This window comes from Rhizobium sullae (assembly GCF_025200715.1).
Lineage (GTDB): Bacteria > Pseudomonadota > Alphaproteobacteria > Rhizobiales > Rhizobiaceae > Rhizobium > Rhizobium sullae.
The window spans coordinates 1,307,695-1,323,635 of sequence record NZ_CP104143.1 but is presented as its reverse complement, the minus strand read 5'-3'; the positions used below and the strand labels follow the sequence as shown (position 1 = coordinate 1,323,635).

16 protein-coding genes and 1 riboswitch are annotated in these 15,941 nt (G+C 61.2%); of the genes, 10 read left to right on the top strand and 6 right to left on the bottom strand.

Going from position 1 to position 15,941, the window contains the following annotated elements; all coding sequences use genetic code 11:
* Positions 1-7 precede the first annotated feature (7 nt).
* Positions 8-1,057 carry a cobalamin biosynthesis protein CobW gene (gene cobW / locus N2599_RS06665; protein ID WP_027513290.1) on the bottom strand — a complete coding sequence of 350 codons (1,050 nt, stop codon included), beginning with the start codon at positions 1,055-1,057 and terminating at the stop codon, positions 8-10.
* Between the two features lie 4 nt (positions 1,058-1,061).
* Positions 1,062-1,586 (bottom strand): bifunctional adenosylcobinamide kinase/adenosylcobinamide-phosphate guanylyltransferase, encoded by a 525-nt coding sequence (cobU, locus tag N2599_RS06660; RefSeq protein WP_027513291.1) that lies wholly within the window; start codon positions 1,584-1,586, stop codon positions 1,062-1,064.
* 312 nt (positions 1,587-1,898) lie between these two features.
* Positions 1,899-2,288: riboswitch (cobalamin riboswitch) on the bottom strand.
* Positions 2,289-2,451: 163 nt separating this feature from the next.
* Between cobU and N2599_RS06655 the strand changes: the two genes are divergently transcribed.
* Entirely contained in the window at positions 2,452-4,242 is a 1,791-nt protein-coding gene (locus N2599_RS06655; protein ID WP_100771833.1) for a chloride channel protein, read from the top strand.
* Between the two features lie 174 nt (positions 4,243-4,416).
* The gene (locus tag N2599_RS06650; protein WP_027514029.1) at positions 4,417-4,968 is read left to right on the top strand and encodes an AAA family ATPase; all 552 of its coding nucleotides are present in this window, start codon (positions 4,417-4,419) and stop codon (positions 4,966-4,968) included.
* A 29-nt stretch (positions 4,969-4,997) separates the two neighbouring features.
* Here the strand turns inward: N2599_RS06650 and N2599_RS06645 are convergent, their stop codons facing one another.
* Positions 4,998-6,455, bottom strand: a complete 1,458-nt coding sequence (locus N2599_RS06645) for a cobyric acid synthase (RefSeq protein ID WP_027514030.1) — start codon at positions 6,453-6,455, stop codon at positions 4,998-5,000.
* Between the two features lie 602 nt (positions 6,456-7,057).
* Between N2599_RS06645 and N2599_RS06640 the strand changes: the two genes are divergently transcribed.
* Both N2599_RS06640 and N2599_RS06635 read left to right on the top strand, forming a co-directional pair.
* The gene (locus tag N2599_RS06640; protein ID WP_027514031.1) at positions 7,058-8,053 is read left to right on the top strand and encodes a glycine betaine ABC transporter substrate-binding protein; all 996 of its coding nucleotides are present in this window, start codon (positions 7,058-7,060) and stop codon (positions 8,051-8,053) included.
* 100 nt (positions 8,054-8,153) lie between these two features.
* Entirely contained in the window at positions 8,154-8,504 is a 351-nt protein-coding gene (locus N2599_RS06635) for a hypothetical protein (protein ID WP_027514032.1), read from the top strand.
* A gap of 5 nt (positions 8,505-8,509) precedes the next feature.
* Here N2599_RS06635 and N2599_RS06630 read toward each other — a convergent pair whose 3' ends face one another.
* Positions 8,510-8,665: an entericidin domain-containing protein gene (locus N2599_RS06630; protein WP_027514033.1), complete on the bottom strand. Its 156-nt coding sequence runs from the start codon at positions 8,663-8,665 to the stop codon at positions 8,510-8,512.
* A gap of 104 nt (positions 8,666-8,769) precedes the next feature.
* Positions 8,770-9,711 carry a LysR family transcriptional regulator gene (locus N2599_RS06625; RefSeq protein ID WP_027514034.1) on the bottom strand — a complete coding sequence of 314 codons (942 nt, stop codon included), beginning with the start codon at positions 9,709-9,711 and terminating at the stop codon, positions 8,770-8,772.
* 64 nt (positions 9,712-9,775) lie between these two features.
* Here N2599_RS06625 and N2599_RS06620 point away from each other — a divergent pair, with 64 nt between their 5' ends.
* Positions 9,776-10,036, top strand: coding sequence for a hypothetical protein (locus tag N2599_RS06620; protein ID WP_156915398.1), 261 nt, complete (start codon positions 9,776-9,778; stop codon positions 10,034-10,036).
* On the opposite strand, the gene N2599_RS06615 is transcribed toward N2599_RS06620, so the two are convergent.
* Positions 10,033-10,935, bottom strand: coding sequence for a universal stress protein (locus N2599_RS06615; protein WP_027514036.1), 903 nt, complete (start codon positions 10,933-10,935; stop codon positions 10,033-10,035). The genes N2599_RS06620 and N2599_RS06615 overlap by 4 nt on opposite strands.
* 235 nt (positions 10,936-11,170) lie before the next feature.
* Between N2599_RS06615 and N2599_RS06610 the strand changes: the two genes are divergently transcribed.
* From N2599_RS06610 to N2599_RS06590, 5 genes are all read left to right on the top strand, one after another.
* Complete coding sequence (locus tag N2599_RS06610) at positions 11,171-11,614, top strand: hypothetical protein (protein WP_027514037.1); 444 nt, start codon at positions 11,171-11,173, stop codon at positions 11,612-11,614.
* Positions 11,615-12,392: 778 nt separating this feature from the next.
* Positions 12,393-12,800 (top strand): hypothetical protein, encoded by a 408-nt coding sequence (locus N2599_RS06605; RefSeq protein WP_198521613.1) that lies wholly within the window; start codon positions 12,393-12,395, stop codon positions 12,798-12,800.
* 88 nt (positions 12,801-12,888) lie between these two features.
* Positions 12,889-13,116, top strand: a complete 228-nt coding sequence (locus N2599_RS06600) for a hypothetical protein (RefSeq protein ID WP_100771843.1) — start codon at positions 12,889-12,891, stop codon at positions 13,114-13,116.
* Positions 13,113-14,579 carry a TolC family protein gene (locus tag N2599_RS06595; protein WP_260308044.1) on the top strand — a complete coding sequence of 489 codons (1,467 nt, stop codon included), beginning with the start codon at positions 13,113-13,115 and terminating at the stop codon, positions 14,577-14,579. The genes N2599_RS06600 and N2599_RS06595 overlap by 4 nt, the downstream gene beginning before the upstream one ends.
* Before the next feature lie 14 nt (positions 14,580-14,593).
* A complete protein-coding gene (locus N2599_RS06590) occupies positions 14,594-15,940 on the top strand; it encodes a multicopper oxidase family protein (protein WP_260308042.1) in 1,347 nt (448 codons plus the stop codon).
* Position 15,941: the final 1 nt, after the last annotated feature.

Genomic DNA, 15,941 nt, shown 5'->3' with positions numbered 1-15,941 from the left:
CCGAGCCTTAGACGAGTGCCTGGATGGCATTGCGGACCGTGCCCTGATCCATCTCATGCAGACCGATCACTACAAGGCGCGTGCCGCGTGCTTCGCCTGGCGCCCAGGCGCGGTCGAAATACTGGTCGATGCGACTGCCGACCGCCTGGACCTGCAAACGCATCGGCTTGCCCGCGACATCGGCAAAGCCCTTCAGGCGCAGGACGTCGTGCTTGGCAATCACGCCTTTCAGCTTCTCGGCGAAGCCTGCCGGATCGGTGATCGGACCGAGTTCGACGACGAAGCTGTCGAACTCGTCATGGTCGTGCGGCGTGCCGTCCTCATGCTCCAGCTCGTGATGGGATTTGCGGTTGACGATGTCCCCTTCCGTGCCGATTCCGAGGCCGAGCAGCACGCTTGCGGGAACCTCGCCGTTTCTCGCCTCGATCATCGCCGGCTTGCGGGCAATGCGGGAGGTTACTTCGCGGCGCACGCGGCCGAGCCCCTCGCCGTCAAGGAGGTCGGTCTTGTTGAGCACGATGAGGTCGGCGCAGGTCAATTGATCCTCGAAGAGTTCTTCTATCGGGCTTTCATGATCGAGCGACGCGTCGTCGGCACGGCGCGCATCCACCGCATCGTGGTCATCGGCGAAACGGCCGGCGGCGACGGCCGCGCTGTCGACGACGGTGATGACCCCATCGACCGTCACCTCGCTGCGGATATCCGGCCAGTTGAAGGCGGCAACGAGTGGCTGCGGCAGGGCAAGGCCGGAGGTTTCGATGATGATGTGGTCCGGGCGCTGCGCGCGCTCCAAAAGCTTCGTCATCGTCGGGATGAAATCATCGGCAACGGTGCAGCAGATGCAGCCATTGGTAAGCTCGATGATGTCGTCCTCGGTGCAGTTTTCCGCGCCGCAACCCTTCAATACGTCGCCGTCGACGCCGAGATCGCCGAATTCGTTGATGATCAGCGCGATCTTCTTGCCGCCGGTATTGGAAAGCAGATTGCGGATCATCGTCGTCTTGCCGGCGCCAAGGAAGCCGGTGATGACCGTTGCGGGGATCTTCTGCTGGTTCATAGGTTCAACCCTTCATTTTCAGCGGCAGACCGGCCGCGATGAAATACACGTCCGCGGCTTCCGCCGCGATCATCTGGTGCAGCCGTCCGGCATGATCGCGGAAATCCCGCGCCATCCGGCTTTCCGGCACGATGCCGAGGCCGACTTCATTGGAAACGATGACGAGCCGCGCCTTGGCCTTTGGCAAAAACGACGCAAGGGCAGCGAATTCCGCCGCCATGTCGCGCTCTTCCATCATCAAATTGGTGACCCAGAGCGTCAGGCAATCGACGAGGATCGCCCGACCCTCGCGGTCGATCGCGGAGAGACGGGAGAGGAGATCCAGCGGCTCCTCGTGTGTCGTCCAGAGCGGACCGCGATCGGCCTTATGCTGCTCGATGCGCGCACGCATCTCTTCGTCCCACGCCCGGCCGGTCGCGACGTAGTGGCGCTCAAGGTCGCTATCGGCGATCAGCCGCTCGGCGAAACGGGATTTGCCGGAACGCGCGCCGCCGAGGACGAAGGCAGTGCCGGGGGAAGGAGAGGTCATCAGGATGCAAACCCCGGAAGGGATAGCACCACACCACCTCTCCGTCCCTCATTCCTGTGCTTGTCACAGGAATCCAGCCACGGCGCGTCTCCGCCGTGAATGACCTTTTTCGTTTTTGGGAATCTTCTGCTCCCAAGGACTTGGGCGCACTGGATTTCTGTGCTGGTTCCCGGGACAAGTCCGAGGACAGGAATGAGGGAAGTCGAAAGTGCGGTGTCCCGCAAAGAAGCCGCAAAATACGGCATAAAATTCCATCGTTCAGCCATGACAACCTCCGTGCTGGCAGCGGGGAACAATGCCCCAGAATGGGCTCTTCGCCCGGCACGCATGGCAGGTCTCCTGGCTCGCGGGTATTGGCACGACAGGGCGGCCATTGCGGTCGCCCTGTCGTGCCAGCGGGTCTTCCTCGCCTTCCCGGCTGCGTCTTCGTGAAAAGGCGGACGATTCGTAGAAATAGAGGCGTCCTGCCCCGGCTGATCACGATGCATTTCCAGTGGCTTTTCCGGCGCCTTGCCGCTTCACCCGCTCCGCGACATGCGAAACAGCCGTGAATTGGCCCGAACGCCGGATGGAAGACCCTGACCGCTCTACAGTCGCGGGGTCGGCTGTGATGAAGACGCCCGGCTTGGGTCCGTCCCTTCACATTCCCTTTTCATCCGGCACGGCATCTGCCGTTCCGGAACCATCCGTAAGATTGTTCATCGTTAGGCAAGCCGCCTGTCGAAGTCAATCACGCACGCCAAACGGAACCAGCGGAGAACAGGTTCAAGTTCGCGGTGCTGTTCGCGCCGGCCTTTCGCCATATTTCGGGAGCAGGTGCCCTAATCGCCCTTGAAGGTGTTGGCCGTTACCTAGTTCTTTGCATATGCTCACGAAATTGAATTTCCCGCGCCTCCACCAGCTCTATCGCCTGCTTGATTCAGGGCGGATTCGCGCGCTTGCCCGCCGCAGCGAAATGGGCATGGTCTTTGCCGGGATCGCCGTCGGCGTGACGTCGGGCCTTGCGGTCACCGGCATGAGCCTGCTCTCTCGCGAGCTGCACCGCCTGATCTTCGGCATCAGCGAGATCGAGAGGCTGAGTGGGTCGCAGATAAACGACAAATTCCTGCTTCTGATCGCGCCAGTCTGCGGTGGGATTCTTCTCGGCCTTGTGTTTTTTATTCTCGCGCGAACCCGCAAGAAGCCCATGGTCGACCCGATCGAAGCAAATGCTTTGCATGGCGGCCGACTGTCGCTGACGGACAGCATCATCGTCGCTGTCCAGAATCTGGTTTCGAACGGCTTCGGCGCCTCTGTTGGCCTTGAGGCCGGCTACGTCCAGCTCGCGGCAGGCATCGCCTCCAAGCTCGGACTGAAGCTGCAGCTTCGCCGCGCCGATCTGCGAGTCCTTGTCGGCTGCGGCGCAGCCGGTGCGATCGCCGCCGCCTTCAACGCGCCGCTGACCGGCGCCTTCTACGCTTTCGAACTCATCATCGGAACGTACACGATCGTTTCGCTGACGCCGGTCGTCGTTTCTGCGCTCGTCTCGACGCTCGTCGCGCGCCTGCTGGCGGGAAGCGACTTCATGATCGACGTCGGTGAATTCGGCACGGTGGTTCCGGCCGATTATATCCCTGCCCTGCTGCTTGGCGCCTTCTGCGCCGGCGTCGGTATCCTGATCATGCAGGGCGTAGCCTTCATCGAGGAACTGGCGCGTAAAAGTTCGGTTCCGACGCCGCTTCGTCCGGCACTCGGCGGCATCGTCGTCGGCCTTCTGGCGATGATTACGCCTCAGGTGCTTTCGGCGGGCCATGGCGCCTTGCATCTCAATCTCGACCGCGATGTCGCCGTCACGGTCCTGATCGGCCTCTTCCTGCTGAAATCTTTCGCTTCGGCCGTCTCGATCGGTTCCGGCTTCAGGGGCGGCCTCTTCTTCGCCTCACTCTTCATGGGAGCGCTGCTCGGCAAGCTTTTCGCCTATTCGGCACCCTATTTCGCGCACGCGACGCTGACGCCGGTGATCTATGCCGTGGTCGGTATGAGTTCGCTCGCCGTTGCCGTCATCGGCGGGCCGCTGACGATGACCTTCCTGGCGCTCGAGATAACCGGCGACTTTCCGATCACCGCGCTGGTGCTGGCGGCCGTCATCACCTCGTCGCTCGTCGTGCGGAGCACCTTCGGTTACTCCTTCGCCACCTGGCGCTTTCATCTTCGCGGCGAGAGCATCCGCAGCGCCCATGATGTCGGCTGGATCCGCAATCTGACGGTCGACAAACTGATGCGCTCGGACGTGAAGACGGCAAAGGCCAATATCACGATCGACGAATTCAAGAAGGCCTTCCCGATCGGTTCGCGGCAGCGCGTCATCCTGGTCGACGACGCCGACAAATATGCCGGCATCGTGCACGTTCCGGAAATCTACGCGAGCCCGGTCGATACTGACGACGAGGGCAAGGGTCTGAAGGATTTCATCCGCTACCGGAACGATTTCCTGCAGCCGCAGATGAACGCAAAGCAGGCGGCGGCGATCTTCGACAAGACGGAGAGCGAAGCGCTCGCCGTGCTCAACAATCTGATCGAGCGCCGCGTGGTCGGCCAGCTCAGCGAAAGCTATACGCTTCGCCGCTACAGCGAAGAGCTCGATCGCAGGCGCCGCGAAGTTTCGGGCGAAATCTAGTGATGTCGAACTAGTCTTACCAACCTAGATTGCAGGGACCCAGACCGCCGGCGGCCAGTATCGTTGCTAATAAGATGTGATCGCGCAGAGCGAAATGACGCTTGCCACTTCCAACGCGGTTCAAGCTCCAGCAAATTGCAGTCGGTTGAAGATTGGAAGGACAATGGAAACGGCATGGAGATCACATTGATTACGGGACCGGCCGGCGTTGGCAAGTCCACGCTGTGCTGGGAGATGAGCTTGCAACTCGCCACGGCGAACGTCGCTCACACCGTCATCGAGACAGATGAACTTGATAGAGTGTTCCCGCGCCCGAGTGCCGAGGATCTCGCGAGAATTCGCTCGGGAACGACGGATGTCAGCAGCCTCAATCTGGCTGCGATTTGGTCGACATATCGGGCTTTGGGGCACACCCGCCTGATCATGTCAGGCGTTATGGTGCATCTTGAATTCGACCGACGATGGATTCTTGCGGCCATCCCGGACGCGACGATCACGGTGATCCGCTTGATAGCGTCTGAACCGACGCTGATGGCGCGGCTGGTACAGCGTGAGATCGGTTCTGGCGCGGATGAGCAGGCACAGCGTTCACTTCGACAAGCGAGGCGCATGGCAAACCAAGACGCCAATGGCGTGTTCGTTGTGCCGACAGACGGCAAGACACCGACGGAACTCGCGGAGGTCATCCTGCGAAAAATCGGATGGCTGAATGTTCGCCCGGAGTGATCGCGGGAGGGCGGCGTAAGCCAGCCACCCTAGCCGAGCAACGCGGTCAACCAGCCCTTGTCGAGATGGGTTTCGAGTTCGGAGGCGACCTCATCCAATGCCTCGTCGACGCTTTGTCTGTAGTTCCGCCTGTCACCGGAAAGGCCGAAACTTTCGAGAAGCTTGCTGCGATAGGCGTCGCTGCCGAAGAGGCCGTGGAGATAGGTGCCCATGATCCGCCGGTCGGCGGAAACCGCGCCATCCGCCACGCCGTCGATCACCGCTGATGGGCTGGCGCAGTCCGGCCCGGCCGTCACACCCAGGTGGATCTGGTAGCCGGCAAGCGGAACGTCATATTCGGCCGAGACCGCCAGGCTGTTGCGCACGGTCTTTTCCGGCGCCATTTCGGTCTCGACATCGAGCAGTCCGAGACCCGGCGTCTCGGCGCTCGCCCCCTCGATGCCGAGCGGATCGCGAACCATGCGCCCTAGCATCTGATAGCCGCCGCAGATGCCGATGACGCGGCCGCCGCGCCGGACGTGGGCATCCAGATCGCGGTCCCAGCCGGCAGCGCGCAGGTCGGCAAGGTCGGCAATCGTAGATTTCGATCCGGGCAGGATCACGAGTGCGGCATCTCCCGGCAGCCGGTCGCCCGGTTTCACGAAGACGAGTTCGATATCCGGCTCGGCACGAAGAGGATCGAGATCGTCGAAATTGGCGATGCGCGGCAAAACCGGCACGGCGATCTTCAATGCGCCGGATGCTCCCTTGGCAAGGCGCTCCAGCACGACGGAATCCTCTGCCGGCAAACGGCAAGCCGCCTTCAGCCAGGGCACGACCCCGAAACACGGCCAGCCGGTGAAGCGACTGATCGCGGCAATGCCGTCATCGAAGAGCGAAACATCGCCGCGGAACTTGTTGATGACATAGCCGGAAATCATCGCCCGGTCGCCATCCGAAAGGATCGCATGCGTGCCGGCGAGGGAGGCGATCACGCCGCCGCGGTCGATGTCGCCGACGAGCACGACGGGCACCTTGGCACGGGTGGCAAAGCCCATATTGGCAATGTCGCCGGGACGGAGGTTGATTTCGGCCGGCGATCCCGCACCCTCGACGATCACAAGGTCGGCGCCCTCGGACACGATCGCGAAGCTCTGCAGCACATGCTCCAGCAACTGCGGCTTGAGCCTCTGGTAGTCGCGGGCCTTCGCCTGCCCGAAGACCCTGCCCTGCACTATGATCTGGCTGCCGTTTTCGGATTGCGGTTTCAGGAGAACCGGATTCATGTGAACCGAAGATGGGGTTCGTGCCGCGAGCGACTGCAGCCACTGCGCCCGGCCGATCTCCCCGCCGCCGTCGTCCGCGACGGCCGCATTGTTCGACATGTTCTGCGGCTTGAACGGCTTTGCGTTGAGGCCGCGGTTGGCCGCAAGCCGGCAGAGCCCGGCGACGAGCACCGTCTTGCCGACATCCGAGCCGGTTCCCTGCAACATGATCGCCTTGGTCATGTACGAGGCCTACAACGCGGCGTGATCCGCGGTCAATCGCCTGCCTGAAATGCGAAAACCGCGCGGGCTGGCGGGCGCGCGCGGTTTGCCGAAAACTCTGGCGTATTCGCCAATACACGGCGAAACTCGTATTCTCCGGGACGCAATACCTGATCCGGAGAAACGGCGGTTGTCCCTCGCCGTGGTTCAACTGATAGCGTGACATTCTTACCGGAGTGTTATTGCAGAAAATTATGCGAGGCGAATTTCGGCTTTTTTTGAGTTTTCGCCGATTTTCGATCCGCACGCAGTTCACTGGGGACATCCCGCCTGTGGCTCGACGCAGGCTTTGGTTGGTGGGTCGGTGAGAATATTAGTGCATTCAAAACAGCTATTTAGCTCGAAAATATTCGACCACCGGCGGATTTCAATTACCGCGTCAAAGGCGTAGGCTGGAAAATAATAGCAATGTTTCAGACCGGCAGTCGCGATGCGAAAAAACGCATGGCACGTGAGATTACGGCGGCCGACTGCTGCATTTGCATTCATTGAACGGACGGATTGGGCGGGTAGTATTGCATCCAAAGGCTGCACATCAGACATAAAAACTGGGGAACGAGCGAATGAAGATCATCCTGGCTTCGCTTACTTTTGCCGTATGTCTCTTCGCCGGCGGCCGCGCCGCGCAGGCGGACTGCGGTAACGTCTCGATCGCGGAGATGAATTGGGCATCCGCCGCGATTGCCGCCAATTTCGACAAGTTCATTCTCGAAAACGGCTACGGCTGCAATGTCACGACCGTTGCCGGCGATACCGTGCCGACCTTTGCTTCGATGGATCAGAAGGGCGAACCCGACATCGCGCCCGAACTCTGGACCGCGTCCGTCCGGACTCAACTCGAGGCGGCGGCAACAAGCGGTCGGCTGGTTCAAGCCTCCGAGATTTTGGCAGACGGCGCAATCGAAGGCTGGTGGATCCCGAAATTCATCGCCGATGCAAATCCCGATATCCGTTCCGTGCAGGATGCTCTGAAGCGGCCGGACCTCTTCCCCTCGCCGAAAAGCGCCTCCAAGGGCGCCATCCACAATTGCCCGTCCGGCTGGAGCTGCAGGATTTCGACCGCCAATATCTTCAAGGCCTTGAAAGGCGATAGTGCAGGCTTCGAGCTGATTGACAGCGGAAGTCCGAAGGATCTGGACGATTCAATCGCCAACGCCTTCGACGCCAAGATCGGCTGGCTCGGCTATTACTGGGCGCCAACGGCGATCCTCGGCAAATATGACATGACGCTGCTCAGTATGGGCGTCAGCCACGACAAGGCGGAATGGCTTGCCTGCACTTCGGTCGAAGGCTGTGCCCGTCCGCAGCTCAACGCCTATCCTGTCTCCCAGGCCTTCACCGTCGTCACCAAGGCGTTTGCCGACCGTGCCGGTCCAGTGCTCGGCTATCTGCGCGCCCGCTCTTGGGACAACAACACCATAAACGACGTTCTGGCATGGCAGGACGAAAACCGGGCAAACAATGAGGACGCCGCGCTCTATTTTCTGCGCAATTACGCCGACTTCTGGACACGATGGGTGCCTGCCGACGTTGCAGAAAAGGTGAAAGCGGCTCTGTGAGACTGCAATTCCAGCCTCGCGAAGGCTATGCCGCCTAGTCTGACGGCTCACTTTCTAATCGAAGGCTGCCGTGAGCATGGCAGCATGTAATGGATGACCGATGACGCCAGCCGCTTCCTTTCCCGATCGCGAGACCGTTGCCAGCAAGTTTGCGGGCGCTTCCGAAGCGGACAAATCCTATCTTTCGCTGCTCATGGAAAATACGGCGCAGGACGACAGCCTGATCGACGGTTTGCATCGGTATCTGGATCTGGCGGCGGCAGCTCCTTTTCTCAATTCGCTAAAACTTGAAAGTACCGGACTGTGGATCGGCGAAGCCGCGCCGGCGCGGCTTCAGATTCAGTTGATGGAGGCGGCCAAGTCGAGCCAGCATCCGGCCTATCTTGCCTTCCGCACTGGCCTTAACCGATCGGGCGGCCTCGAACGCGCCTACCCTGCCGCAGCGATCTGAAAGTTTTAGCGGGTTGCGGCGCGGTTGACCGAACGGCCGGCGTCCTGCGTCGCGTTGACGGCATTTGCCGTATCGCGGCCGAAACCGCGGATGGTATTGCCGCACGAAGAAAGCGCCAGAAGCAGCATCAGCGCTGCGCCGATTTTGACCGTCATCGTCATTTTGGAAATCCTCTTTTGGAAACTAAACGTCGCCTGGCCGAAGCAACCTCCGCCGCTCCGGCCATTCAACGCGCCGAATCCAATAAGGTTCATCGCCGTCCGGATCAAGCAGCGACAGCTTTTGCCTTTTCCGCGAAAGCGAAGCGGATGCTGTCTGCCACGGCCTCCATAGGCCCTGAGAGCTGCGAGGCCGTCAGCAGCCGGATATCGAACGAGCCGAGTTCGGGCAGGCCTTCCTGCGCGTCGAGAATGACCATGTCTTCGCCGATATAGGAGCGCGGCAGCGGCGCGATCGCAAGATCGGAAAGCACAGCGGCACGCTGCGCCATCGTATGGCCGCTCAGATAGGCGACGCGGTACGGCCGCTTGTTGCGCTCCAGCTGCGCCAGCGCCTCCTGGCGCCAGATGCAGCCGTCTTCCCAGATCGAGATCGGCAGAGGATCGCGCCTGTGAGCTGTTCCGCATTTCGCACCCGCCCAGACGAGGCGTTCACGGAAAACGATCTCTCCGCCTGTCGGAAACGGCCGCGTTGCGCAATTGATCAGCGCCAGATCCAGCCTTTGCTCTTCCATGCGCTTCTTGAGGCCTTGGCTCATGTCGATCGTCACATCGACCATGATGCCGGGATAGCTCTCCGCGAAGCTCTTCAGGATCCTTGGCAGCAGGCGCTCGCCGATATCTTCCGGCGCGCCCAGCCGCACGACGCCGCTGAGTTCCGGCATGATGAAGCGGGAAACCGCCTCGTTGGAGAGCGCCAGAATGTTGCGGGCATAGGTCAGCAACAGCTCGCCGTGCTGCGTCAGCGTGACCGAACGCGCATCGCGCATGAAGAGCGTCGCGCCCAGCTGCTCCTCGAGCTTCTTGATCTGCATGGAAACCGCCGACGGCGTGCGGAACACGGCCTCGGCAGCAGTCGAAAAATTGCCTGTTTCCGCAATGGCGACAAAGGTTCTCAGAACATCATTGTCGAGCAGCGGGATCGGGCGCCGAAAGGGTATCGTCATCGTCGCATCTTTCAATTTTTCTGATACTAAGCACCATATCATTTCGTTTGTTTGAAAGTCAACGCGTGGCTATCTTAGCACCATGGCTCGACAAACCAAGGAGGCCATGATGACCGGGACAGCATACAGCATTCTGGACACCTTCTTCGCATTCAGGGCAACACAACTGCAGCGCACGACCTGGGAGAACACCATACGGCAGATGAGCACCCTGCCCAGCCACCTGATCGCTGATGTCGCCCCCTATCCGGGTAACAATACTCGAGAATTATCCACACGACACTCCGCTTCTCAGCAGAGTTCTGCGTTGGCGATGCAACATGAAATGCGATTCACGCCCGGCTGGCCCTCCAGTGATCGCCGCTAATGCTTCATCATTAAGGGAAGCGGCGCATGCGACAGCAGGTAATAAGTGACACGGCCGAGCAGCAGTTCCAGGAAATAGCCATGCTTGAAAGCGCCGATCAACAGGCACGTCGCATTCGCCGACTTGGCGAAATCGAGAATCGCCTCCCCGACGGACCGGCCTCCCGAGCTGATTGCGGCGACGTCGCCATCAAGCCCCAGCTGATCAAGCAGTTCCCTTGCCGTTAACTGGTAGCTTCCGTCCGGTTTGTCGTTGACGCATAGAACCGTCACGCGATCGGACGCGGCCAGCCAGCGTCTGGCGGCGGTGGCGGCATCCTGCACATGATCATGCGGTTTCCAGCCGATCACCACATGGCCCAACAGATTGCCGGCATAGGAACCGCAAGGCTGTGTCAGCACCAGCTTGCGCTCATGGAAAAGAAGATCGTGAAACGCATCGCGGGCATCCATGTTGCCATGCCACGGGGCGACGACGAGCGCCGCCTCATGGGTTTCGGCGGTCACGCAGCGACTGAGATCGCCGCGGCAGTCATCGAGAAGGAGCCGTTCCCGGCCGGGCTTGTCCTGCTTCCAATCCTCGAAGGCGCGGGCGACCTGCTCGAACCGCTCGCGCGGCGACCCTTCCGTCCGGTCTCGCAGCATCTGCAGGTCGATCTCCTCCGGTGCGGCAATCATCCCTTTCGGATCCGCACCGACATGAGCCACAGCCATGGTGCCGTGGATGGCGCGGGCGGCGTCTTCGGCGATATCCAGGCACGGTCGCGCAGTTGCCGGATCGGGCAGCAGAGCGAGAACGTCGGCATGGACGGTCACTTCATGCACATGGCCGGCGAAGATGACGCCGGCCTCTGCCGAGGGCGGTTTCCGCGCGTTGTCGTTTGCGGGCGCGTTGTTCATACCGGACCTCCTTCCGCGATGCTCCCACATCGCTCCGGTCCATCACATTTGAAGTCTACTCCTGCGCCCCATACCTAGCAACGCCGCGCACTTGTCGACCACTTCCATGGCAAAGAGGCAACGCGCCGCGGCAGAATATCCTGCGCGGGCGCAGCCAGGCGGGCAGCCGAGCTGCGGCATCATTTGAACAATCAGGCAGTCCCCACGTTCATTTTGAAGGGCGAAGGAGTTCCTGATGACATATGGATCACTGAGTCCTTTCAATGAAACCTGGTTCCGATACAACCCGGATACAGAGACCCTCAAAGCCGCCCGTGATCTGGTGGACCAGTACCTCGTCTTCGCCGAGGGAGCGCAAGTGGGAAACGACATCGTCGACGAGATCGAGCTGCCAGTCCCGAAGCCTGTCCTGATCAAGTCGTTTGGCCTCGTCATCGCCGCCGAGCACCGTCCCCAGATAAGAACCCTGCTGGTCAACGCCGGGATGGTGCTTGCCCAATATTGCGACGACCTCGGACCACGGATCAGGTTAAAGCCCACAACGCCCCACGGCAGGCCGCCGGCAGCCCAATCGCGAGAGTTCGAGCGCCGTCTTGAAAAGAAGCTTGCGGCAGTCGCTACAGAACGGATCAACCTCAGCGTGTTTTATCGCCGCGCCTTTATCGAGGCCATGCATTAAGGCCAGCGCCCCTGCCCCGGCCACGACGTCGGATCGCGGCCTGCAACCAGGTAGAGGGATCGTTCCAGAGGACGCTGCGCGACTATTTTCATCATGGTCATGGGATCGATATGGGGGGGCGGACCGCAGTTGGCCGTCGGGTCGGTGATCGTCAAGACCTGCGTCTCTGTTCGTCATACGCAAGTTCAGCGATCGTTTTCGCTGCACCAGGAACCGCACCGATGCAACCCGCGGTTCAATGGAACATTACCAAGGTGATCGCGCCGACCATGACCCACCCGGAGATGATAATCAGAGACATTCTCAACAATGCTGTCTTGATCGTCATGAAATACCCCACATCGCGTCAATTCGAACGAACCGGCCCCCGGGGAGAACGCGCCCATCGGACCGACGCCTCATCCCGGCCGGATTATGTCTGACGCCCTCAGGACGAGCGGAGCCAGAGATGGACTGAAATTGCCCGTTGTGACTAAGCACGCCCCCCATCGTCAGTCGCGTGAAATCGATGTGACACACGTTCTGCGTGAGAAGCATCGCACCGTATTCATGGCGTCCTCGCTTTCACGTGCGTCGTCGAACGCGGCAGGCTCCGCGATCCCGACAGGATTCGTCACTTGCTTCCGTCGAACGGATCGGCCAGCGCCACGGGGCGACTTATCGGAAATTTGATGACGGAGACCCACAACGTGATGTTCGCGCCACATAAAGGACTCGAATGTTGAAGACACGTAGGCCCTAATTGAAATCGGGCTGCTTTGCATGTAGCTCGTTGGGAATGGGCAAGATGTACCGAATCACAGTGAGCAAGCTGCTCGTGATGATACGGCTGGTGATCATCGTATCGCTGGCGGGGTACTCGCTATCCAACGCCAACGCGGTGATGCATGGCTCCTCTGTCCCCGAGCTGGAAGCCGTTGCCTCGGAAACGATGCCGTCCCACGGGGGTCACGACGTGGCGGAGGCGGCCCATCTCGATCATTCGCATGGCGACATCTCCGATAACGCCAATGGTGTCTCAAAGCTCGTCAAGCAGGAATGCTGCAGCGATTTCTGCGGCGGGCTTGGCATGATTTGTGAAGGCCCCGACGTCGGCGGACCCGTCGAGACATCCATCCGGCAGTTCGTCGACGATCAGCAAACCTTTGGCGAGCTGCCGCCCCTGCACCGTCCCCCGAATATCTGAATAGAGACTAACCCGCATTGCGGGTCCGCAGGGCATTCCCGGTATCACCGGGTCTGCCGCTCGAAGTCTTTTATTCGGATTTTCAAAAATGAGACCTTCCATATTGGTGGTGGGGCTGGCCCTTGTCATAGGTGGCTGCGCATCCACATTACCTCCCGATGTCATTGCATCGACGGACGTTGAACAGACGTATTCTGTGCGTCCGGTTCGATATCACTCGCCCATTTCCGGCTATGTTTCCCGTCAACCGGTCGACCCCAAACCCTGGCGTCAGCAGAATGAGCAGCAGGCTCCGAAGAGCGGAGATGCGTCATGATCACGATCAGGAAACTTGCTGCCGTCGCGACCCTTCCCGTTGTCTTGGCGAGCTGTGTGAGCGGAGCCGACTACGCAAAGCGCGACGCGGGCTTCAGCACCGTCGCGGCGAAGACCTCGACGGTAACCGCCAAGCAGACCGTCTGGGTACAAAATCAGCAACAGGCTCAGGCAGCCTCGGCCCAAGTCAAGACGCTTCTTGCCCGCAAGCAGGCACTCGACGCCGAAACCGCCGTCCAGATCGCCCTGCTCAACAACAAAGGTCTGCAAGCGGCGTATGCCGATCTCGGCGACAGCGCCGCCGACGCCTGGCAGTCGACGCTGTTCATCAACCCGACCGTCTCCATCGGCACGACAGGCATAGGGACGCCGGAACTCGAGGCGTTCAAGACGATCGAAGGGATGATCACGACGAACATCCTGGCGCTCGCGACGAAGAACCGGGACGTGGCGATCGCCGACACCCGCTTCCGCCAGGCGCAGTTGACCGCGGCGGTGACGACCCTCCAGCTCGCCGCCGACACGCGGCGTGCCTTTATCGGCGCGGTGGCGGCCTGGGAAAACGTCGGGCAGCTCCAGCGTGCCCAGGCAGCGGCCGACGCCGCTTCCGAACTGGCCGAGAAGCTGGGCGAGACCGGCGCGATGGCCAAGGGCGCCCAGGCCCGCGAACATGTGTTCGTCGCCGAACTCGCCGCAGAAACGGCGAAGGCCCGCCTGGCGGCCCGTCTCGCCAAGGAGGAGCTGACACGGCTGATGGGTCTGTGGGGCTCCGACCTGGACTACCAGGTTCCCAACAGCCTGCCACCGCTACCCAAGGCCGTCGTCCGGCGCGACACCATCGAGGCCGAAGCCCTCCGAAACCGGATCGACCTGCAGGTCGCGAAGCTCGAACTGGAGGCCACTGCCAGGTCCTATGGGCTCACCGAAGCCACACGTTACGTCACCGACCTCGAAATCCTGACGGGCTTCGAAACCGAACAGGAAATCGAGGACGACGAGAAGAAGACAAGGACGACGGCTCAGGTCGAGCTGGAGTTCGCCATCCCGATCTTCGACACCGGCAAGGCCCGCATGCGCAAGGCCGAGGTGGCCTATATGCGGGCGGCAAACCAGCTCGCCGAGAAGGCCGTCAATGTCCGCTCGCAAGCACGATCCGCCTATGAGGCCTACCGCGCGAACTACGACATCGCGCGGCACTACCGCAACGCCGTCGTGCCGCTGCGCACCAAGGTCGAAGAAGAATCCCTGCTGACCTACAACGGCATGATCACCAACACCTTCGAGCTGCTGACCGACACCCGCGACAAAATCAACGCCATGCTGCTTTCCGTCAATGCGAAGCGCGACTTCTGGCTCGCCGAAGCCAACCTCGCGCCGGCGATCTACGGCGGCGGCGCGACGAACGCGTCGGCAGAGACCGAGGTCGCCGCTGCTTCCGAAAGCAGCAGCGGCGGCGGCCATTGAGAAAGGAACTCACCATGTTCAACAGACGACAACTGTTCGGTGCGAGCGCGGCGCTGCTGGCGGCCGGCGCCTGGACAAAGACATCGGCGATGGGTCTGCCCGACGCCCCGACAATGGCATCGGCCGACATGCAGCCGCCGCTTCATCCGGCCTCGGGTCCGGACTACCAGCCGGTGGTCACCCTCAACGGCTGGACCCTGCCTCACCGGATGAACAACGGCGTCAAGGAGTTCCACCTCGTCGCCGAACCGGTCGAGCGCGAGATGGCCGACGGCATGACCGCATATTTATGGGGTTACAACGGACAGTCGCCCGGCCCGACGATCGAGGCCGTCGAAGGCGACCGCGTCCGCATCTTCGTCACCAACAAGCTGCCGGAGCACACGACGATCCACTGGCACGGCATGCTCGTGCCGTCGGGCATGGACGGCGTCGGCGGCCTGACGCAGCCGCACATCCCGGTCGGCAAGACCTACGTCTACGAGTTCGACCTCGTGAAGTCCGGCACCTTCATGTACCACCCGCACTCCGACGAGATGGTGCAGATGGCCATGGGCATGATGGGCTTCTTCGTCGTCCATCCCAAGGATCCGAAGTTCATGCGCGTCGACCGCGACTTCGTCTTCCTGCTCAACGCCTACGACATCGATCCCGGCTCCTACGTGCCGCGCATCATGGAGATGACCGACTTCAACATGTGGTGCTGGAACAGCCGCGTGTTCCCGGACATCAGCCCCCTGGTGGTTTCCAGGAACGACCGCGTCCGCGTCCGCGTCGGCAACCTGACGATGACGAACCACCCGATCCACATGCATGGCTACGATTTCGAAGTGACATGTACCGACGGTGGCTGGGTGCGGCCGGAAGCGCGATGGCCGGAGGTGAGCATCGACATCCCGGTCGGCGCGATGCGCGCCTACGAGTTCGACGCCAGGTATCTCGGCGACTGGGCGATCCATTGCCACAAGTCGCACCACACGATGAACGCCATGGGTCACGACATTCCGACCTTCATCGGTGCGGACAAGTCGAAGGTCGCCGAGAAGATCAGGAAGCTGCAGCCTGAATACATGCCCATGGGCACCAAGGGCATGGCCGACATGGGCGAAATGGAAATGCCCATTCCCGAGAACACCGTTCCGATGATGACCGGCTGGGGGCCGCACGGCCCCATCGAGATGGGCGGCATGTTCTCGGTCGTGAAGGTCCGCGAGGGCATCTCGGCGGACGATTACGCCGATCCGGGCTGGTACGAGAACCCGCCCGGAACGCAGGCCTGGGAATGGACCGGCGAACTGCCGGCGGCGACCAAGGCCAAGGACGCGAAGACGCAAATCACCCCGAAGCCGACAAACGGCTGAG